Source organism: Microcoleus sp. LAD1_D5 (genome assembly GCF_036702115.1).
Taxonomy (GTDB): domain Bacteria; phylum Cyanobacteriota; class Cyanobacteriia; order Cyanobacteriales; family Microcoleaceae; genus Microcoleus.
In genome coordinates, this window is record NZ_JAUBSA010000058.1 from 14312 (window position 1) to 35944 (window position 21633).

General features: G+C 46.2%; 18 protein-coding genes and 1 other RNA gene. 4 read left to right on the forward strand and 15 right to left on the reverse strand.

Annotation, left to right across the window (positions count from 1 at the left end; genetic code table 11):
* Positions 1 to 68: 68 nt before the first annotated feature.
* The 3 genes from QUA70_RS21070 to QUA70_RS21080 form a co-directional block, all read right to left on the reverse strand.
* On the reverse strand, positions 69 to 1808 hold the full coding sequence (locus QUA70_RS21070) for a hypothetical protein (RefSeq protein WP_333349627.1): 1740 nt from the start codon (positions 1806 to 1808) through the stop codon (positions 69 to 71).
* Positions 1809 to 1967: 159 nt separating this feature from the next.
* Positions 1968 to 2948: an SMP-30/gluconolactonase/LRE family protein gene (locus tag QUA70_RS21075; protein ID WP_333349629.1), complete on the reverse strand. Its 981-nt coding sequence runs from the start codon at positions 2946 to 2948 to the stop codon at positions 1968 to 1970.
* Between the two features lie 266 nt (positions 2949 to 3214).
* Positions 3215 to 4939, reverse strand: coding sequence for a zinc metalloprotease HtpX (locus QUA70_RS21080; RefSeq protein WP_333349630.1), 1725 nt, complete (start codon positions 4937 to 4939; stop codon positions 3215 to 3217).
* Between the two features lie 226 nt (positions 4940 to 5165).
* On the opposite strand from QUA70_RS21080, the gene QUA70_RS21085 reads away from it, so the two are divergent.
* From QUA70_RS21085 to folB, 3 genes are all read left to right on the forward strand, one after another.
* The gene (locus QUA70_RS21085) at positions 5166 to 6449 is read left to right on the forward strand and encodes a glutamate-5-semialdehyde dehydrogenase (protein WP_333326168.1); all 1284 of its coding nucleotides are present in this window, start codon (positions 5166 to 5168) and stop codon (positions 6447 to 6449) included.
* A gap of 182 nt (positions 6450 to 6631) precedes the next feature.
* The gene (locus QUA70_RS21090; RefSeq protein WP_333349632.1) at positions 6632 to 7999 is read left to right on the forward strand and encodes a serine/threonine-protein kinase; all 1368 of its coding nucleotides are present in this window, start codon (positions 6632 to 6634) and stop codon (positions 7997 to 7999) included.
* 153 nt (positions 8000 to 8152) lie between these two features.
* Positions 8153 to 8509 (forward strand): dihydroneopterin aldolase, encoded by a 357-nt coding sequence (gene folB / locus QUA70_RS21095; RefSeq protein WP_333326172.1) that lies wholly within the window; start codon positions 8153 to 8155, stop codon positions 8507 to 8509.
* A gap of 276 nt (positions 8510 to 8785) precedes the next feature.
* Here folB and QUA70_RS21100 read toward each other — a convergent pair whose 3' ends face one another.
* The 12 genes from QUA70_RS21100 to QUA70_RS21155 form a co-directional block, all read right to left on the reverse strand.
* On the reverse strand, positions 8786 to 10336 hold the full coding sequence (locus tag QUA70_RS21100) for an AGE family epimerase/isomerase (RefSeq protein ID WP_333349634.1): 1551 nt from the start codon (positions 10334 to 10336) through the stop codon (positions 8786 to 8788).
* 299 nt (positions 10337 to 10635) lie between these two features.
* Positions 10636 to 10941, reverse strand: coding sequence for an NADH-quinone oxidoreductase subunit NuoK (gene nuoK / locus QUA70_RS21105; RefSeq protein ID WP_228042566.1), 306 nt, complete (start codon positions 10939 to 10941; stop codon positions 10636 to 10638).
* A gap of 82 nt (positions 10942 to 11023) precedes the next feature.
* On the reverse strand, positions 11024 to 11650 hold the full coding sequence (locus tag QUA70_RS21110) for an NADH-quinone oxidoreductase subunit J (protein WP_333326175.1): 627 nt from the start codon (positions 11648 to 11650) through the stop codon (positions 11024 to 11026).
* A 115-nt stretch (positions 11651 to 11765) separates the two neighbouring features.
* Positions 11766 to 12341, reverse strand: coding sequence for an NAD(P)H-quinone oxidoreductase subunit I (ndhI, locus tag QUA70_RS21115; RefSeq protein ID WP_333326178.1), 576 nt, complete (start codon positions 12339 to 12341; stop codon positions 11766 to 11768).
* A gap of 103 nt (positions 12342 to 12444) precedes the next feature.
* A complete protein-coding gene (gene nuoH / locus QUA70_RS21120; protein WP_333326180.1) occupies positions 12445 to 13563 on the reverse strand; it encodes an NADH-quinone oxidoreductase subunit NuoH in 1119 nt (372 codons plus the stop codon).
* Between the two features lie 611 nt (positions 13564 to 14174).
* Positions 14175 to 14565, reverse strand: a transfer-messenger RNA (tmRNA) gene (ssrA, locus tag QUA70_RS21125).
* A gap of 234 nt (positions 14566 to 14799) precedes the next feature.
* On the reverse strand, positions 14800 to 16560 hold the full coding sequence (locus QUA70_RS21130; protein WP_333349636.1) for a protein kinase domain-containing protein: 1761 nt from the start codon (positions 16558 to 16560) through the stop codon (positions 14800 to 14802).
* Positions 16561 to 16620: 60 nt separating this feature from the next.
* Positions 16621 to 16857, reverse strand: coding sequence for a type II toxin-antitoxin system prevent-host-death family antitoxin (locus QUA70_RS21135; protein WP_333349638.1), 237 nt, complete (start codon positions 16855 to 16857; stop codon positions 16621 to 16623).
* Between the two features lie 161 nt (positions 16858 to 17018).
* A complete protein-coding gene (locus QUA70_RS21140; RefSeq protein WP_333349640.1) occupies positions 17019 to 17261 on the reverse strand; it encodes a hypothetical protein in 243 nt (80 codons plus the stop codon).
* 137 nt (positions 17262 to 17398) lie between these two features.
* Positions 17399 to 17926, reverse strand: coding sequence for a GNAT family N-acetyltransferase (locus tag QUA70_RS21145; RefSeq protein ID WP_333349642.1), 528 nt, complete (start codon positions 17924 to 17926; stop codon positions 17399 to 17401).
* A gap of 43 nt (positions 17927 to 17969) precedes the next feature.
* Positions 17970 to 19907, reverse strand: coding sequence for a glycosyltransferase family 39 protein (locus QUA70_RS21150; RefSeq protein WP_333349644.1), 1938 nt, complete (start codon positions 19905 to 19907; stop codon positions 17970 to 17972).
* A gap of 321 nt (positions 19908 to 20228) precedes the next feature.
* Positions 20229 to 20807, reverse strand: coding sequence for a hypothetical protein (locus QUA70_RS21155; protein ID WP_333349645.1), 579 nt, complete (start codon positions 20805 to 20807; stop codon positions 20229 to 20231).
* Positions 20808 to 21296: 489 nt separating this feature from the next.
* Here QUA70_RS21155 and QUA70_RS21160 point away from each other — a divergent pair, with 489 nt between their 5' ends.
* On the forward strand, positions 21297 to 21629 hold the full coding sequence (locus tag QUA70_RS21160; RefSeq protein WP_333349647.1) for a DUF565 domain-containing protein: 333 nt from the start codon (positions 21297 to 21299) through the stop codon (positions 21627 to 21629).
* Positions 21630 to 21633: the final 4 nt, after the last annotated feature.

A 21633-nucleotide genomic window follows, 5' to 3' on the forward strand; every position in this document is an offset into this window, starting at 1 on the left:
AATCCGAACAGTGCTTTCTAGTTCCCAGGCTATTCCTGAGAACGCAGATGCTTGGGCTCTGCCTCGCCTTAATTCCCGGTCAATTTCACAATACAAGACGCATCCAAAACCACTACAATTTGATTCTGAAAAACAGTACAACTTGTGATTGCTGAAGCTAAGGCGGGAATTTTCCCTTGTTTTAGAGAAAGCAGCGCCTGCGGTGTAGAATTAAATTGATTTAGCCAGCCATCATCCTTTACATACTGAAGAGTCAACGCCTTGCGATCGATCATCCAAAAATCAACTCCATAGCTATTAATAAAACTTTGCAATACAGCTCGATCGGGAGTGTATTGAGCGCGAATTAAATCGTTAAGTCGCTGCCGATATCTGCTGTAGTAGCCTTTCTGGTACGGCACTGCATATTCCTTTGCCACCAGAACCGAACGCTGACTAAATGTTGGCAGATGGTCAGTCTCTGCCGCGATTGAAGCAATCAAGATATCTTTAGGTTGTTGCTCAAAAAACTTGTACAAACTCGGCATTTTACCTTCTACATACCCAACTGTGGGAAATTTTTCGACCAAGCAGGGATAAAGGACAACGGCGATAGCGATTGTCGCTGTCGTAATTAGTGCAACTAGACTTTTAAAATGAAATGTTGTTGCGGTTTTTGATGCCCAATGACCGACTCCATCGATAATTAAAGTGAGAGCGATCGCACTTATCAACACAACAATAAATCGCAAGCTGTAGGCAGTATAGCGGCCTGGTTGATACAGCTTAAAAATGGTAGCGTGAGCCGCAAGAAACATCGCCGAGGATGCTAAAAATAGCTGAAGCAAAAGCCAGATTTTGCTTTGAATCTGATTTGCTAAGGGAAAAGCCGATCGCAAAAACAGCAGCAACGGAAATAGCAATCCGACACAGTGAGTTACAGGCGTAAACAGCGACTTGGGAAACATCCCGCTACCCCGCCCTGTCAACCAATAATCTTTGGGGTTTGGACGAAAAAAAGCATTTCTGCCGTTTGGTGCAAATTCAGCCATTTGCTTCGCTTCTGCTGCGGTATAAGTTGGGCCAAATTCAGAGTTATCTAAGGCGTAGGGCAGCATTACTAAAAAGATTACTCCCAAACCTGTAGTGCAAAATAGGTAATTAGTTCGATCGCCCGACAAGCGCAAACCGCCGTTTTTCCAGCATAGCAGCCGCAAAACTAAAATGCCGGCAGCAACCAAGGCGTAAGGAGGATAGAATAGTCCGATAAGTGCGATCGCTCCCAAACAAGGCAGCAAGGAACTGCGCGACAAATAATATAAAAAAGCCAGAAATATCGGATATATAAAAGCTCTTGCTGTTGCGGAAGCCAAATCGTCGGTCATCCACATATGCTGATTTAGCAGCAAAGATGCAATAAATCCAGTCATCGGCACTGGCAGCATTTCTAGGCAAAGGCCAAAACAGTAATAAGTGGAGATTAAGCCGAGAAATAGCGGCAATATTTTGTGAAAAAATAGCGGGTTAATGCCAATTGTTGCGGCTAATTTGTAGAGCGTGCTGTATCCTGCGGGGGCGACTGATTGAAAGTAATTAGCAATGAAATCGTTGGGGAATAATTCAGGATCGACAAACCGCATCATCCAGAAAACGTGCTGCCTCGCATCGTCTTGCACCATATACTCGGCGCTGAAGACCTGCTTGAGTCCTAAAATAGCATAAAGTGCGGTAAATGTCAAGCTCAAAGTCAACCAAAATATTGTGTGAGATCGGGATGTGCGATCGACTGTAGCAGTGAGAAATTTGTGCAACCGAGCTATTAATACCATTTGAGATTTGAGATTTTAGATTAAAGAATTGAGCAGGACTGATTCTCAAAACTGAGATTATATCATGCCCGCTCAATTACCTCTAATAAAAAGTGTTTGTAGTCAGGACTAAAGTCATCACTACAAACCGCTTTACTTTCAACTTCGCCTTATTTTAGATTATTTTCCAGCCCGCACGCCCGCAATTTTAAGCCGAATCCGATAAAGACTTTTACTTGCACTAATGTAAAGCGTTTTGCGATCGCTTTCTCCCCAAGCCACATTAGTCGCCGTCTCAGGTACAGAAATCTTCCCCAAAAGCTTACCATCCGGCGAGAAAATCCACACTCCCCCCGGCCCGGTGCTGTAAACATTCCCCTCTACATCAACTTTTAAACCGTCGGGAACTCCGCCTTGACTAGCGTCTTTTAACTCCGCAAAAAGCTGCTGGTTGGTAACAGTTCCGTCTGGTTTTACATCAAAAATGGCAATGTATCCCGCTTCCGAATTGTTGACATAAAGTTTTTGCTCGTCTGGTGAAAAAGCGATACCATTCGGCACCACCAAATCCTTAACCAACAGAGTTAATTTTCCGTCGGCTGCCAGCCTGTAAACACCGTAAAAACCCAACTCTTCCTGCTCTTTACTAACACCGTAGGACGGATCTGTGAAATAAATGCTGCCGTCGGATTTAACAACCAAATCGTTCGGACTGTTGAGCCTTTTTCCGTCATATCTATCCGCCAAGGTGATAACTTTGCCGTCTTTTTCTGTGCGGGATACGCGGCGATTTTCGTGTTCGCCAGTAAGTAGGCGGTTTTCTTTGTCTAAAGTATTCCCGTTGGCTTTTCCCGAAGGGCTGCGAAATACCTCAACTTGCTGATTTGAGCCGAATTTATAGATAATATTGGCGGGAATATCGCTAAACAGCAAAAAGCCGTCTGGATGCCAAATCGGGCCTTCTATAAATTGGAAATCGCTAGCTAGTTTTTCTAATTTAGCGCTGTCATCGAGAATACGTTGCATGGTATTTTTTTTGTCCGGGTTTTCCGTTTGGGCGGTCAATTTTGTTAAGTTACCCCTAACTTTTTGGCTAGGGTTGCTGACTGCTAAAGTTAATACTATCAACAACCAACTAATTGTAGCAACTTTGATTGTCATATTTGCTCATCAATGAATTACTTCTTTCTCACCATAAGATCACCGATCTCCCTCTTTACTTCTTCCTTCCTTCTTTCTTTTCTACAAAAGCGCTATCGCGCCCCTTCGCTAACAAATCTAAAGCGGTTCGTAAACTAACTATTTTGGTCATAAAAAAAGATAATTGAGAGCACTATTCAATTCGATAGTACCGTATGTAACAAAAAAATAAGCTCGAAAATGCGAGCTTAATTATATTTAACTTAAAACGTTTTACCTGTCAACAGTTAAGCGGGAAATGAAACAAATAGCGCCGCAATACCAAGAACGATCGCACCGAGACCCATCACAAAAGACCAGAAGCGGTGATAACTGTTAACCACCGTACCGCTATCGCTTTCAAGCTGAATTAAATCCATCCAAGGTGCAACACCCCGGCGGAACCAACCCAAAGTCCTAACATCCATTCCAATCAAACTTTCAACCCGTTTCATGCCAAACAGAAAATTACCAATTGGCCCAAAACGAGAAGCATATCGCAGATAAATCATTCCCGTTCTATCTTGCAATTTCAAATCAGATCCGAAGGTATAACCCGCATCGCCGCGACCAATTAATTCGCCTTGCAGTTGCGCCGGTTGACCCCGCAAAGGACTTGCATAAGGGTCAGACATTAAGGTTAAAACATCCAAATGTTCTGCTTGTTGGTAATTCGGGAACATCACCAAAGTCTTGAGCAAAATTCCCACGCCCAAACCGATTAAAGGACAAGCAACCATCATCATCGGATTTACAGCATACAGGGAAATGCCGATGGCAAAACCCACCGCTAAGCCCAGAGTTTCTGCACTGTACAGCAGCAAATCGAACACAAAATTGCCGTACAATCTCCGCTTGCTCAAATCGTTGCCTTCGCCGATAATTCGGCCCATGTCAAACTCAACATCCAAGCCTAATTGTTCGGCATAAGTGCTCAAAGCGCGAACTCGTTTACCAGTCAGCGGGTGAGTCGAGTTCAACTCCATCCACCAACCCCAGGGATTAAACATATCCCACAAAAACACTCGCCCAATCTTTTCTGGTTCCGAAGAAATCCTGTAAGCAGTGCCAGTAGATGTGGCAGCTTTGGCATCGTAAATGCCTAAAGCGCGAGTTCCTTCTAATAAGCGGCTGGGTTCGGTGGCTCTTTGTCCTTCTTCCAAAATACCGTAAGCAATTTTTACCAAAGCGCGAGACAAAGCGTTGGGATTTCCGGTTGTTTCGGCGGCAAAATGATCGGCAAAATATTCTCGCGTCCGCGACAAATACAGCAATAAATAAGTGCCGGCGATGTAAAACAAATAAGCAACAGCAGCTACACTACCCGCCGCATCTTTAGCTTTGTTGCCACCACTTCGACCCATCCTTTGAGCTGTAGTGTAAATTAAATAAGTAATCTGCACCAAAGTCGAAGCTAAAGTCATTACTGCAAAGTCCCAGTGGACGATGTGACCGAGTTCGTGGGCGTAAACAGTGGCAATTTCGTCGTCGTCTAAATAGGTAAAAAGACCTTGACTGACGACTAAGCGAGCGCTGTTGGGAAAGGAACCGTAAGTAAAAGCAGTAGGGTTTTGGTCGTCAATAATTCCTAAACGCGGAGAAGAGAGTTTTTTCTGCTTGCAAACCTTCTGAATAACTTTAGCTGTTTCGGGACTTAGGCTTTCAATTTCTGCTAGGGAAACCCAGCGAGTATTGTATAGCCAATTTTGGCTTAAGTCCATCAAGTAAGGGGATAGGAAAAAAGCAGCGATGTTAAAAATCAGAGTTATGGGAAGTGCGATCGCCAATCCGGCGACTGGATCGGGGCTGTTGAGAATCAAAACAGAGGCTAAAGATAGCGCTAACACCATACCAAACAGCATGGTGATGGTGACGCCGGAAGCTAAAACGAGATTCCCGCCAGTTTTCTGTATCAGTTTAACGCCGGCTTTGGCGGCTCGCCCTGCCTTGCGTAAAGGGGCATGAGATGACATAATAATCTCCAAAGGTTATTGACAAATGGAAATGACCGTGGGATTTTATCTATACTTCACTGTTTTAGCCTGTTAATGCGGATTGCTGTAAGGAGTCTCAACAAAAATATAGAATTTCCTCTAGAATTGTTAAGACTGAAAACCGCCCCGAAATTTATTTGTGCGGATTCAATTCCACACTCAAAATTCAAAACCCAACAATCAAAACTATTTAAAAGTTACTGCCATGTCTATTATTGAAATTGCCCAAAAAACGCGCGTATCTGCTAGAAAATTGGCAGTTTTGTCCGCTGAGTCCAAAAATCAAGCTATTGAAGCTATTGCGAAAGCTTTAGAAGCTGCTGCGCCGGATATTGTGGCGGCGAATGCTGCTGACTGCAAGGCGGCTGAGGCGGATGGAATTGCGAAACCGCTGTACGATCGCCTAAAGTTGGATGAGAGCAAGTTGAAAAGTGCGATCGCGGGCGTGCGCGACGTTGCCAAACTCCCAGATCCCGTAGGTTCCGTGCAAATTCACCGTGAATTGGATACAGGATTAATTCTGAAGCGCATCACCTGTCCTTTGGGCGTTTTAGGCATTATTTTTGAAGCGCGCCCAGAGGCGTTAATTCAGATAGTATCCTTGGCAATCAAATCAGGAAATGGCGTCATCCTCAAAGGCGGTAAAGAAGCAGTCCGTTCCTGCGAAATATTGACAAAACTGATACATCAAGCATTAGCAGAAACAGCGGTTAATCCAGAAGTCGTGCAGTTGCTAACCACGCGGGAAGAAACAATCGAACTGCTGAAAATGGATGAATATGTAGATTTGATTATTCCCAGAGGTTCTAATTCCTTCGTGCGGTTTGTACAGGAAAATACGCGGATTCCCGTGTTGGGGCACGCAGACGGCATTTGTCATTTGTACGCAGACAAAGCGGCGGATATTCAGAAAGCAGTAGAGATTTCTGTCGATGCAAAAACTCAGTATCCAGCCGCCTGCAATGCCATTGAAACTTTGTTAGTTCACAGTGCGATCGCCCCGAAATTCCTGCCCGCTATTGCCGAAGCTTTGCAGCAGAAAAAAGTCGAATTGCGGGGAGACGAAAAAACTCGCGCCATCCTCGAAAATATTGCCGAAGCAAATGAAGCGGATTGGTCTACAGAATACAGCGATTTAATTTTGTCAATCAAAATAGTAGATTCTGTGGAAGAGGCAATTAGCCATATCAATACTTACGGTTCCAGACACACAGATGTTATTGTTACCGAAGACAGCGAAGCCGCCAAAACATTTTTAAATGGAGTCGATGCGGCCGGAGTTTATCACAATTGTTCGACTCGATTTGCCGACGGTTTCCGCTACGGTTTCGGTGCTGAAGTGGGGATTAGCACGCAGCAAATGCCGCCTCGCGGGCCAGTTGGTTTAGAGGGATTGATTACCTATAAGTATCGAGTTGTTGGAGATGGCCATGTTGCCGCTAGTTATGTAGGGAAGGATGCGAAGGGGTTTACTCATCGGGATTTGTAAATCCTCGATAGGCGATAAAACCAGACACTGAAAAAGCCTGTAGATACTGAATCTTAACCAAAGTGTCCCTTCTCCTTCATCCATCCCAAAAAAAGCGATCGCCCTCGCATTCAAACAAACTTAGCTACAATAAGCTATACTGTGCTCGGCGACTCCCCAACTCGAACAATTTTCCGTTGTTTATGTCTAACTCCTCCCTCCTCGCCCCCGGTTCAACTCTCGAAAAACGCTACCGCATCCTCCGCGAATTAGGCCGCGGTGGCTTCGGCCGCACTTACCTCGCCGAAGATATCAACCGCTACAACGAACATTGCGTACTCAAAGAGTTTTCTCCGGTAGTTCACAGCCCGAAAGCTGCCGAATTGTTCGATCGCGAAGCGAGTATGCTTTACAACCTCCAACACCCGCAAATCCCCCGGTTTCGAGAACTCCTGCGAACGGATTTGGGTGGGAATCCATCTTTATTTTTAGTGCAAGATTATATCAAGGGTCAAACCTACGAAGAAATATTGATATCCCGCCAGCAACAAGGTAAAAATTTTACCGAAGCCGAAGTTACTCAACTGCTATTTCAGCTTTTACCAGTTTTAGAATACATCCACTCAAAAAATTTAATTCACCGCGATATTTCCCCGGATAATATTATTCAGCATGATGCTGACAAACTACCCTTTTTAATTGATTTCGGTTCTGTTAAGCAAATCGCAGCAAATGCCGTACTTCAGTTTAACGGACAATCGGATACGGCGATCGGCAAACAGGGTTATTCGCCAGCCGAACAAATGCGGCTGGGTAAAGTTTCTGCAGCTAGCGATTTGTACGCTTTAGCCGTCACGGCTTTGGTACTGCTAAGCGGTAAAAAGCCTCAAAAATTGTACGATATCAATAATAAAACTTGGGATTGGCGATCGCACGTCAGTGTCAGTCAAAATCTCGGTACTGTGTTGGATAAGATGTTAGCAGACCAGCCGGGCGATCGCTACCAATCCGCAAAAGAAGTCCGCGAAGCACTCAAAGATCCAAAACTCTCTCAAATTGGCAGTATAATTTCCCAAATGGTGACAATGAACTTTGTCGGCCGCCCCTTCAAAAATAGCACTCCAACTTCTACCAGTAATCATACTCCTGTTCACCAAAATCCTCAACTGGTTAATAACAACAGCACATTCAAGTTAATTCCTTGGAAAACCCTAGGGAGTTTAAGTGTGGTTTTGGTGCCAGGAATCTTAGCTTTTAGTGTAGTCAAATCTGGTTTCACATTGCCCAAGTTGCCGGATTTACCTAAATTTTCTTCGCGCCAGCAACCTCCCGATACATCCTTAGAGGAAGCCGAAATAATTCGTCAAGAAAAGATTGGGAAACGACGCAAAAATCTCAACATTAATCAAGATATATTCTATCAAAAAGTTGATGAATTATATTACAATAAATATCCCGAATTCCAAGGTCGTACCTTGACAGAAAAGCCAGAAGATGCTGAAATTAGGCGGAAATGGTATGAAGTTGCTGAGGATTTACTGGACAAGTTGGAGAAAGGAGGAGAGTTGTAAAATTTAAGATAGTATAAGAGTGATTTAACCGCAGAGGGCGCAGAGGGCGCAGAGGGAGAAGGAAAAGGGCCAACAAAGAGAGGGAAGAGAAAGATAACTTTATCTGGTTTAATACAACTTGGTATAGGCAACGCACTTTTAGTTTATTGCAAAATGGATTCTATTCAACTTACAGGAATTCGCTGTTACGGATATACGGGCTATCTGCCTGAAGAGCAAGTTTTGGGGCAGTGGTTTGAAGTGGATGTTACTCTCTGGCTGGATTTATCGCAAGCTGGAAAAAGTGATGATATCGAACATACTCTTGATTACCGCAGCGCAATTACTCTGATTCAACAGCTAGTCAAAGACTCGAAGTTTTTATTAATCGAGCGCCTAGCAGATACTATTGCTCAAGCGCTTTTACAACTACCCTTAGTGGAGAAAGTTAAACTACAACTCTCCAAACCTGCTGCCCCCATCCCTGATTTCGGGGGCCGAATTACTCTAGAAATTACTAGAAGTCATTAGTCAGTAGTCATTAGCGATCAGCCATCAGTCATTAATATTTAGTCAGTCTACTGTCTTCCCAAGCCCCGCTAAGGCGTGTTTTCAAACTACTGAACGTGAACTTCACGGCTCGAAGATTCCGCTAAATTCCCCTTAAAAATATCCAATTTGAGGCCTTTGCTTCCCCTTTTTGAAGGGGGGCTGGGAGGAATATAAGGCTTTGAAAACACGCCCTAGTTCCTAGGCACAGTCAAAACCAATCTCCGCGAGCGCACTTGATTAATCTCTGTACAGCTATTAATGAATATCTGAGAATTTGATTCTGTATACACTGTCTGTTTCTTGATTAGTCACAGGTTCGATTTTATCAATCTTGCCTTTATAGAAATAGGGTCGGATTGTATTAACGGATGGGATGTGCTTGAAGGCATAGTACAGTACCACTGGTTCCTGATGAAACTGACCGGTCGTAATATAGCCAACTAGAGCGTGTTCAAAAGAATGGTAAGCATTTTTCCAAGGCCACTGTTTGGGTAGCTCCTGAAGATTTTTGTTCGTTGAACCATCAACGCCAGTCCAAACTTCACCGTACTTCCGATCAACAAAATAGTTAAACCAGTAATCGTAAGTTTGTGGAAGGTAAATTGCTAAAGAGTGGTTTTCTAGAGCCAGTGAGGCAGTAAATTGGTCTAGTTCTGCATATATCCACCAATCTTTATTTATGTTAACTTTACCCCCTTGATTGATTTCGGATGCCCAGGAACCCGATTTAGGGAGATAGGCTCGTTCTAGAACCTTCGGCCCATTTTTTTCGGCAAACTTGACCAGTGTCTGGTTGCCACTAAGTAAACCAGCCATACGGATCATCCACATCGCTTTGATAGTGTGTCCAAAATCAACTTTTATGTTTTGGATATCCCTATCTAAGGGTGAATTGGCGGCATAAAAAAACAAATTATCATTAGGAGAATAGAATTGGTCAAGCATAATATTTGAAATATCTACCAAATCCTGTTTCCATTCCGCTTGGTATGGTTCAGGCAGGATTGGAGTAATCAGAACCATGTATGCGTTCATCTGGTCTAGTTGAGCAGTCAAACGCTTATCAAGAGCTTTCCCATCGTCTCCGTCTTTTAACTGCCACTGTAGCGCCTTCAGTTTTGGGTTATAGTATGTTTTGAGAATATAATCTTTGACGGCTAGAATGTCGGGCAAGACTTCTGGATCACGGGTCAAGTAGTAATAAAAGCTGATGCCCAGAAGAGAATAAGCCAATTCTTGAGGATTGCGGTACTCAACCGATGGTTGCCAGGACTTTGTTTCACCCTCCCAGAAGGCATAGGTTCCGCCATGTTTGCGATCGAAACTATTCTGACGTAGATAATCTACACCTGCTTTCGCATACTGCAAATACTTGGGGTCACCCGTTAAGTGGAAGGCTACTCCATAGCCATAGATTTGCCGAGATATAGAAACAACATAGTTGCGATTCATTATCAGCCAACTGTTGCCTTTAATTTCCGGGCAGGGATTGCTACGGTCAAGCAGTGTTCCATCGTTACAACGAACAGAAGGGAAATTGCCGATTGGATCTCCTAAGGCAGTCGGCATCGTCCAGAAGGGAAGAAGTTCATTCTGCACATGATTCAACCAACGTTGGGCAGTTGGGAGTTGGGAGGGAATATGGTTAGTAGAGGTTAGGAGAGGCAGAATAACTTGATGCTGAGAATAACCTTGTCGCCCATTGGTAGCCCCAGAAGCAACTCCAAAGTAGCTACCGAAAGGTAAAACGCACAGCAAACAAACAGCTAAAGAAGTGATGGTAAATTGGATCGGATTCCAACGCATATTTGTATAGAGGAAGAGCGAAATGTTTGTTTGTTTACTCGATCGCTATCGGGCTAAGAAAGTCCTTCCAAGAGGCAAATAACCCAAAAATCGCTAAGCCCCCCAAAACATCGGGGGGGGACAAGAGTATTTCTCAAAGTCCCCCTTATTAAGGGGAGTCGCTGTTGCCAGAGGGGTATCCCAAGTATCGCGGTGCGACGTGGATTTAGGAGGCTCTAGACTCGACTACAAGCGAGATTTACAGAGGTTTTCAGTCTTAAGTTGACACCAATGCCTACTGCCTATGACTAACTGACTAATTACCACTTCAGCAAATTAAATTCTTCCATGTCTACGGTATTGCGGTTGCGATAAATCGCCAATACAATTGCCAAACCCACCGCAGCTTCAGCCGCCGCTACCGTAACTACAAACACGGTAAATACTTGGCCCTTAATTTGTACAGGGTCGAGATAATTGGAGAAACCCATCAAATTGAGATTGACAGCATTCAGCATCAACTCGATCGACATCAACACGCGCACTGCATTTCTGCTGGTAATCAAACCGTAAATACCAATACAGAAAAGTGCCGCGGCTAATAACAGGAAATACTGGAGTTGCAGTTGCATAAATTTTGTTGGCGATTTTCTCTCAATCAATATTACTACCAAACAGACAGATAGGTGCGCCGCGCGCACCCTACTGTTACTTAGATTCGGGCGAAGAAACATCTCCGGCAGAAACTAATTCGCGAGGTCTTTCTTGCAAACTAAAAGCTGGTGTTTCAGATAGCTTGTTCGACGACAATTCATCGGGCAAGAAATCGCGGCGTGCTAGCACAATTGCTCCTACCATTGCCATCAACAAAAACACTGATGCTAACTCAAAAGGTAGCAAAAAGTCAGTGAAGAAATGTTTGGCGATCGTCACGATCGAACTTTCGGCTGGTGCTCCTGTCGTCGCCACAATAGTCCAAGGAGTAGACACTACCATCGTACCCAAAAGCGCAAACAAGCCTACGCAAACTACTGCTGTTGCTACTTGACGCACCCAAGCGTTGGGAATAGTGCGGAAATCTTCTCGCTTGTTCACCAACATAATCGCAAACAAAATCAAGACGTTAACAGCGCCAACATAAATCAATACCTGCGCTGCTGCTACAAAGTCGGCATTCAGCAACAAGTACAAGCCGGCAATGCTGGTAAATACGCCGCACAGCAAAAAAGCTGAGTAAACGATGTTGGAGAACAGCACTACTCCTAATGCTCCTGCAATCATCATTACGGAGAGTATGCCAAACGAAACAATTTGAACCCCTTCGGCTAGATTCACAATTTTTAATCCTCAATCATTAGTTTTCTATTGTTCGTTTTTACTCATTAGTTAGCAGCCATTCATAATTGTTATTTCACTAATGACTGATGACTGCTGACTAATGAGTAATTACCTATTTTTCGAGAATTTCCTCTGAAGGGAGACCTGCGCGCCGATCGCTGCTGGGAACTTCATGAGGGTTGATCACACCTTTCGGCAAATAAGCGAATTCCCGCAGCGGTGTCACCATCGGGTCATCTGTAACCTTGTAGGGCAAACGTCCGAGGGCCACGTTGTCAAAATTCAATTCGTGACGTTCGTAGGCAGCTAACTCGTATTCTTCTGTCATGGACAAACAATTAGTCGGACAATATTCTACGCAGTTGCCGCAGAAGATACAAACACCGAAATCGATACTGTAGTGCTTGAGTTGTTTCTTCTTACTTTCTTTGTTAAATTCCCAATCCACTACAGGTAAGTTGATCGGACATACCCGAACGCAAACTTCGCAGGAGATGCACTTGTCAAATTCAAAGTGAATTCTGCCCCTAAAACGTTCGGACGGAATTAATTTTTCGTAAGGATACTGCACCGTAATCGGGCGGCGTCTCATGTGGTCAAAAGTAACAGATAGCCCTTGACCGATATACTTAGCAGCTTGAAGAGTCTCTTTGGCGTATTCGCCTACTTGATTGAGGAATTTTAGCATGGTGTTCTCTCTCTGTACTTGAGTTTTTGGTAATTGCTAATTAATAATAGGTAATTGGTTAACAGCTATTTTTGTTGAGCTGTTGCCCTTTACCTATTATTAATTAACCGCCAAAAGCAAAGGGAAAGGCAAGTTTCAAAGCTGCGGTCAATAGCAAATTAACTAGAGAAACAGGAAGTAAAAACTTCCATCCCAAATCTAGCAATTGGTCGATCCGAACTCGTGGCAGAGTCCAGCGGAGCAGAACTGCCAGAAACAGGAAAAAGTAGGCTTTCAGCATGGTCATCGTAATGCCCAGCGTGCCGGTAATTACCTGCAACCAAGGAGTCGTCTCGCTCAATCCCAGGGCATTTGTGATGACTCCGACCGGAATCGGGCATTCCCAGCCGCCGAGGTACAAAACTGCTACTAGCAGGCAAGAAAGGACGAGGTTAACGTAGGAAGCGATATAGTACAAAGCAAATTTCATGCCTGTGTACTCAGTCTGATATCCTGCTACCAATTCTTCTTCTGCTTCTGGAAGGTCAAATGGTAAACGTTCGCATTCTGCGAGTGCTGCGATCCAAAAAATCAGGAAACCCGCAGGTTGCCGCCAAACGTTCCAGCCGACAATGCCGTAGCCTGCTTGTTGATGTACGATGTCGATCGTACTGAGACTATTGGACATCATCACAACTGCCAATACTGCCAAAGCTAGGGGAATTTCGTAGCTGAGGGATTGAGCCGCGGCTCTGAGTCCTCCGAGGAGGGCGTATTTGTTGTTTGAAGCATAGCCGGACATCAGCAAGCCGATCGGCTGAATGCTAGACAGGGCAATCCACAGAAATATCGCTGTCCCCATATCGGCGATCAGCATATGCTCTCCGAAGGGCACGATTAAGTAGGAGAGAAAAACTGGAATCACCACAATTACCGGGCCTAGGGTAAACAGCAGCGCGTCAGCTTTTGCCGGTACAATGTCTTCCTTGAATACCAACTTCAGCCCGTCAGCAACGGGTGCTAGCACTCCCAGAGGGCCGATGAATTCCGGGCCGATCCGCTGTTGAGCGGCGGCGGAAATTTTCCGTTCCAGCCAGACGCTAGTGAGTACCCCGAAAACGGCAGCGACAATCATCAGCACCATTGGCAGCGGTAGCCAAAGCACTTGGGCGATGTCCGCCGGTAAGCCCCAATTCATGAGGGCTTCTACGAAACTTCCTTGTAAGTCAATTCCTGGGTTCATTTGTCCAGCTTTTGAGCGATCAGCATATAATTTTTCACCCGTCCTTCGTAGGAGTAGGCTTAGAAATCGGGGTCTTTGTAAAGATTTTTAATGCTTTACCGCCTAATAGTATATCGCCCGACAGGCTCCAAGAACGCACAGACAGGGTGAAGTTCTAATTATATGAGCCTGCAGCGTAGCTAATAGGTTGGTAATTTATGTTTGATGGTTGACTGTTGACTGTTGACTGTTGGCTGTTGGCTGTTGAGTGCCCGATCGATTTTGAGTAAGAAATCAATCTGGATTTATGCACTCTCGTGTCTCAAACCTCGATCCCTCCTAGCCCCCCTTAATAACAGGGGGAAACAATATCTGTAGGGGCAAACCCCCCGTGGTTGCCCCGATGCCTGAAACGGCCATTGGATGGTCGTGGGGGGTAGGCACGGGGGCACTACCCCTACAAAACCCTGATTTTCCTGAGAATGAAACAGCCCTGGGATGCGAGGGGGATCTAGACTCAGCTATAAGCCAGATATAGGCCAAACAAAAGGGCCCAGAGTTAACTCTGGGCCCTTTTAATGCTTTAAAGTGGCTTTCAAATGGTTTAAACCATTGATTTTACGTCACTTTTTTTATGGAACTGGGCAGAATCGAACTGCCGTCCAAAGCGGGTATTTACCTTCCGATCGTTCACAGGTTTATCCCTTCTAATCCTCAGGGCGGGAACCATCTTTATCCCAAATGGGGGGATTTTCTAGTGATTGCTTTCCCAGCTAGCCGACTAGAAACGTTTAGCTAGGGCATCCGTTGGGGGTTGTTATGCTACCGTTAACGGAGTGAGGTGGCATACACTCTAAACCAAGCTCAAGAAGTTTTTAGGCTACAGCTACGGCTTTGCGAGCGAAAGGAACGATGTTGTTCGCATTTACTATTTTTTTTGAGCCGATATTAACGAGAGTAGACTCCCTCTCGACCTGCATCACGGAGCAGCTTTCGCCACCCTGTCGAAACCATTACAGCCCCTCGTGTGTTCTTTTATGATAGACAATATTTCGTGTTGCGTCAAGTCGATTTTGGATTTTCGATTTTGGATTTTCGATTTTGGCACAAAGCTGAGTCGGGAATATTTACATCGTGTACCATTTTCTTGAACAGGCTTTCCGGCCTTTTGCACAAGAGTTAAGTTTTCCTGTGGGGTGGGCCGAAGAGCCCGCCCAGGTTTCTTGACAAGGGTACAAAATGTCAGCCATGCCAAGTTTAATGCAAGTTGTCGTCCCAGACGCCGATGTAAATCCGATCGCGCTCATTGCGTTCGATCATCCCTTCGAGCGAACCCTTCCTAAACGTAAACCGATTACTCCGGCGCTGCTGCACGTCGCCCAAGCCTTGCAAAATCTCCCCGCTGGCGCCGCCCACCATCCCGTTTAAGGCGGTTCGCACCACCAAATCGTCCACCGACTGGGCAAAAGAACCCTCTGTTTGTACTAGCTCGCCCGAATCGCGCTCGTAAATGTAGCCGAGAGTAATCCGGTTCGGCAATATTTCGTAGAGTGCGGTGCGAGTATTTGGCCAATAGCCCCGCGCTTGAGAGTCAGTCGGTTCTCCCAATTCGGATAAAATCTGACTTTCCGCCGTACCAACGGCATACCCAGGGATTGTGGGAGTCTTCTGATAATTGGTTCCCGGTTGTTCGCTGGGTGCGGGCGATCGATCTGGCGGCAACTCTTTGTCAACAAGTTTTTCTGTTGGTGTGGGTTCTACCGCCTCGGGAGTTGGCACTGGTGTTGGAGTTTCAGCAGCAGGCGCTGGAGTTTCAGCAGCAGGCGCTGGAGTTTCAGCAGCGGGCGCTGGAGTTTCAGCAGCAGGGGCTGGAGTTTCTCTGCGAGTCGGCGAGAAAGGCGTTGGTGTCGGCGCGGGAATTGGTGCGGGGCTTGAGCGCGCCTGTGGATCGGCCGGGGCCGAAGTGCGATCGTCCTGGGCCACCGGTGCGGGTTCCGAAGACGGCCGGCTGAGGAAAACCCTAGCAATCCCGACCAAACCTGCAACAATAAGTGCGATCGCCACGAACCCCAAAATCCACCAAACCTTGCGGTTGCCTTCCCCTGAAGGCACCACAGCAGGCGCTGTTCTGGAACCCGCAGGCGACTGAGGCCCGTGTCCCGGAATCACCGCCACCGTCGGCCCGGTGCTCGGCGACGCAGCACCCCCCTGCCCATGCAGCAACGACAGCCACTCATCCACACTAGCAGGGCGATTTTGAGCTTCTACCGTCATCCCCCGCATCACAGCAGAACTGACGGTTGTACTTAGCTGAGGCCGCAAGTCGCGGGGTGAAGGCATCGGTTGGCTGGTGCGGAGAATTGCAGCCACCGGCACTTGTCCTGTCAGCAAAGTATAAAGCGTCGCGGCCAGACCGTAAACATCTGTGGCGGGCGTGTATTTTCCTTGGGCAAAATACTGTTCTGGCGGCGCGTAGCCATCGGACACCATATTAGTGTGAGATTGAGTTGCACCGGGAGTAAACTCGCGGGCAATTCCAAAATCAATCAGCACGACTTCCTGAGTACCTTGGCGCAAAATAATGTTTTGTGGCTTGATATCTCGGTGCAGCAAACCCTTTTGATGAACCGCCTTCACAGCAGCGCCAATTTGAGTTATGTAGGAAATTGCGAGTTCTTCTGGAAGCGGTCTATTTGGCAACACTACATCGCCCAAATTCTGACCGGCTATGTAATCCATCACCATGTAAGGCTGCCCGTCTTCGACAAAAAAATCGCTGACGCGCACAATATTGGGATGGACGCAGGAAGCCAACCGCCTCGCTTCGTCTTGAAACTTGCGATCGAACTCAGCAAAATTGGGTTGCTGCCGCAGAGATTCGTTGAGGGTTTTAATGACTACAGGCTGTCCTAAATAGCGGTGATTTGCCCTGAAAGTTATTCCAAAGCCGCCGCGGCCCAATTCTTGTTCGAGGGTGTACTTTCCACCCTGTAAAGTTTTGCCGATTAGCGCATCCATAGGTTCAGGCGATCGCGACCAGATAATATGGCTGATTATGGCACGTCTAGTGGGTTCTCCTCACCACTCCAAAGAGCGATCGCAATCCTCGATCGGCGTTGCCAGTCCTTCCCGAATCGATTCCCGCATCCCCGCCACTGAGAGAAGATACAGTGTTTCCTCAACAGAGGCGGAGTCTGATTCACAGAATAATACTGTATTGCTAGTCTGTCCTGCGATCGCGATCGGTTGAAGTGACTGACTCATGGGAGCGATCGACTGCTGTAACTGCTGTTGAGCTTCATTGATTGGAATCATAATCTTCCACTTTTCTAAATACGCTTTTCTCGATGATGTTGGGTGGCTGTAGACACTCCCTTAATTATGAGCATATGAAGCCCAAATTATTTCATGTGCTGTGATACTTGCTTTGTCTCAGGATTCATCTAATCTACTCCGTAACGCTAGTTAACTCACGATCACTGATTGACATCTTGAGCCACCATCATTGCATTGATATGGGTAAAGATGCGATCTAATTCCCCAATGGCGTCGAGTTCCGCTGCCTCATCTGCCATTAGTTGGTCTGCTTTCTTCTTCTCTAACAATTGTTCCATGCGCTGTTGGAGCGATTCACTAAATTTGAACAACTTCCACCGATCGACTTTTTCAATGCAAATCTCATGGATTAACGAGGAGGGTTTGTTGAGAATTGAAACCATTATAGGCTCCGAGCTTCGGGTTTTAGGTAGTGACTAGATTATAGCTTTTATTCAATCTGGCAGACTTAATGCTCCAACCGAGAACCTTCAAATTACCGCCAAAACCAGTGACTAAAACAGCCAAACGGCGTTACACTTCAAGTCGGATGATATTCATCCCTGCTTATTTGCCATCGCCATATCTTGCCTTCTTCAGGATCGTTTACCTCTGCAATGAACTTCATTCCCACTTTTTGCAACACGCTATTCGAGGCATTTTTTTCAGCTAAAGTGTGGGCGATGACTGCTTTAACCTCCTCGTGAGCGAAAGCATAATCGATAATTCCCTGGGCTACCTCAGTTGCAAATCCACGATTCCCATATTCGGAAGCAATTTCATAACCTATCTCTATAGTCCCCGACTCATCAGGTGAGCCTTTGAAACCTCCGTTGCCGACCAGCAATTCATTTTTTGGATGAATAAAGAAGTAGTTGCGCCAGTCAGTTGGAGGCGGATTGGATTCGCAAGATTCGTCAGCAGGGAGGGAAAATGCTTCCGGGAAATGAGGCCAGCTATTAGGCACTATGACATTTAAAATTGCTGCAAGCTCGCTTTTATTGCGCAAGAAAGCTTCTACGTGAATCCTTTCGACGGGAAGTAGTTGAAGATTGTTAGTTTTAATCATTTTTCTACCTTGTTTAACCCATTATGAAATAACACTATAGACGCTATCGAAACGCAGTTCTCGGAACCCTAGCGAGTTGGTAAGCCCCCCGACTGTCCACCAATTGATATTGATTGGGCTGCAATCCTAATTGCACAAATTTCTCTGGATATCCCAGCACCAAAATAGAGGGAGAAGTTGGGTTTTTAGATTCCTTAATGTAGTCGATCGCCTTTGTGACAGCTCGGTAGTAAGTCACCTGCCCTTGGGTATAAAAAACTAGACTTGGTTTCCAGAAACCAACCATAATAAACTCTTCCCCAGGCAGTTTTTGTTGAACCGCAACCTGCGCTAGCTGTCTCAGGGGTAACTGGCGGTTGATATCGACCACTTTGTAGGCAGGAGTAAGACCGAAGATGATAAATGCTACTAACCCGATAAGGTTAGCAACCAAAATCCAGCGCTGTTGCCGCTTCCAGAGTAAAAGTGCGATCGCCACCGCTGTAGTTATCCAAATCGCACCGCCGACAATCAGCAACCCCGACTGCTGAATTGCTTGGGGAAAATTGGGCATAGCCGGGTCGTCTCCGAGCCAGTTGTAGCAGTAGAAAGTTGCTCCGGCTATAATTAATAAAAATATGACATTGAAAATGTATGTAACTAACAGCCCTCGCGGTAAAGAATTAGGGTTTTTTTCTAACTTTGCCCGCCTGTTTTCTGGTTCGTTGCCTGCAATAATATCGCTCCACAGCAGCGTTACCAAAATCGCAGCGGCGGGGATTAAAGGCAATACATAACTGGGCAATTTGGTCACGGCGATCGTGAAAAAGCCAAAGATGCAGCCGAACCAAAATAGGGCAAATAAACTCAACTGAGCCGATCGCGGTTGACGACGCCAGTAACTGCGCTGCCAAAAACGGGTACGGGCGAGCGCCACAGGCAAATAAATCGACCACGGTGCAAAACCAACTAGCACTACAAAAAAGTAAAAATACCAAGGGGCAGAGTGCTTGTTGACTACTCCAGTAAAACGCTGGAAATTGTGATAGCCAAAAAAGCTGTCAATATAAGTTTGACCATTGGCTAAAATAACGAAAATGTACCAAGGTAGGGCGATCGCCAGAATAATCAAGATTCCCGACACCGGACGCATTTCACGCCAAAGTTGCCGAAAATTTCCCAAATAAAGCCCGAAGCTGCCAACAATCAGCGCTGGGACGACAATTCCCACAGGCCCCTTAGCCAGAATTGCTAAGGCAATTAGTACGTAAAAAGTCAGATACCACTTATTGGGAAATCGGGAAGCGGAAACAGTGGAAAATTCTGCTTGTTCTCTCTGTTCTTCTAGAGTGTAACCGAGGAAAAATGCGAGTAGTGCCGAACACATACAGCCGACTAATAGCATATCTGAAACCCCAGTCCGTCCCCAGGCAATAGTTTGGGGATTTAAAGCTATTAGGGCAGCACCAATCCAAGGAGTAGAAAAAAAGATTGGGAGATTGGGGGAGTGTCCGAGGGGGGGAGTGTCCGAGGGGGGGAATTTTGCTTCTTCCTCATTCTGTCTTCCTTCTTCCTTCTTCCTTCTTCCTTCTTTCTTCGATTTTGATAGGGTATAAAATCCGAGGCAAGTCAGCCCGATCGCGCACAAAGCCGAGGGAAGACGCACGGCCAATTCGTTAACGCCCAGAGTGCGGTAAGCCACCGCCATCAGCCAGTAAATCAACGGTGGCTTGTCAAACCTGGTTTCGCCGTTGAAATAAGGAGTAATGAAATCCCCTGTCACCGTCATTTGACGGGCGGCTTCGGCAAACAAGGGTTCCGTTTCGTCAACTAAACCGATGTTGCCGAGATTCCACAAGAAACCCACCCAGGCGATCGCGCACAGCCATAAAATCGATAGCAGCAAAGGTGCGATCCTCTTCGTTGGCGTAGCCCCCGTAGGGGCGGGCTTCGCTAACGGGCGATTCCTCAACTCTGACAAATTTTTAATAACTTCCTTCACCCAAACTTCCTGCGATTTTAGATTTTAAATTTTAGCTCGCTTAGAGAGTCTATCGAAAGATTCGCATTCTCGAAACTCCCAATTTGATCGAATGCGGTTCAACAGAGATGTTGCACCATTCTCAACAAGGCTTTCATGGGCGGGATCTCCTGCCCAACCCCCTACTCCCCACAAGAAAATTCACTCTTTGTGGAACAGGCATCTTGCCTGTTCTATATAATGATGCCGCTATGTGAGGTTAACTCACATCTTGCACCATTCTCAATAAGACCGTATCAACCGGCTTTCTCGACCAAAATCTCGGCACCTGCTGCTAAGCGTTCACGGCTGCAAAATTAATTGCCATTCTCCGGCTGTGCTGTTCCAAGCCGGCGAGGGTGTCTCCCCAGCGACAAAAGGCCCCCAGTAGCGGCGAGAACCATCCTGAGCAAAAACCACCAGAATGTCTCCCCGTTTGACTTGTAAATTCCCCTCCGGCAGCGATAGCATCAGGCCCTTGCCGCCGCCTTCCCCCGGCGCAAAATCCCAGTGCGCGGGTTTGCCGTAGGATTCCTTGGCTTGCCGTTTCGACAGCAGGGCCACTCGCACTGGGTGTTCGCTGCGATTGCTAACGCGCAGACGGCCGGAGGCCTTAACATTTATAGGGATTGAGGAAAGCAATTCCTCCTCTGGATCTGGGGGGGTTGGTGTTGAGTCGGGCTTGGGCTCGCTGGCGGTGCCTGCAGAAGCTGTCGGGACTGGGGGAACCGGGGGTGTGCGGGGATGTGCGGTGGCTTGTGAGGGCCAATCGCTGGAAGGATTTGAACCGTTGGAGATAGTGATTTCAAAACGGCCTAGAAACATTCCTGTAATTAGGACGATCGACACTCCAATTACGATCTGGTAAATTTTAAGATTCATAAATTTTAGGCTTAAAGGATAGGCTGCACCCGAAATTAGTCTTAACTATTTTTAATGTAAAACCAGGGTCTGCTGTGTCACAAGATACAGTTACACTTAATTACTTGAGCGTTCTCGGCTATAAGTCGCCGATCGCTCAATACCATTTTAGATGTTAAATTTTAGATTTTAGATTGCGACATACTGACCCCGGTAAGGATTTGAAGTTGGTCGGGAGGGGCATTTGTTTACTCATCGGTATAACTTTTAATACCAGTTGAAAAAAACAATGCCACTATAAGCTGTTCGGCATTTAAAAGACGATAGTATGGTGCGGAGCGTACAGAAGTGTTTCCCCTGTAAGCGTAAGTGTTCGCGCCTGACGCGCCCTACAAGCCTCGTTAGTGGTTTAAATGCGTAACAGCTTAAGCCAGTGCTCCAAACCCCAGTAGTTATCAGTGATTCCCCATCTCAAATCTCTAATATCTCATCTCAAATGGTATAACTTTTATGCAGAATACCCGAATTAACAGATTAATTGATGTTCTCAGCGAGCGATTCCGAGGCTGGCTGAGCAATCCTTGGCGGCGGATTTCGCTCCTGCTAATTAGTCTGCTATTCGGCACTTTTTTGGGAACCGCTATTTCGACGATCGCCGGACAATCTGCGGATTGGGATATTATCGCAGCCGGGCTGTTGGTGTTATTGACTGAGTTCGCGAGCTGGCTGGTTTACGGCGGCCCGCGGCCTGTAGCCCGTTCTTTTTGGGTGGAGATGCTCAATGCTCTGAAAATTGGCCTGACTTACAATTTATTTGTGGAGGCTTTCAAACTGGGTTCCTAACAAA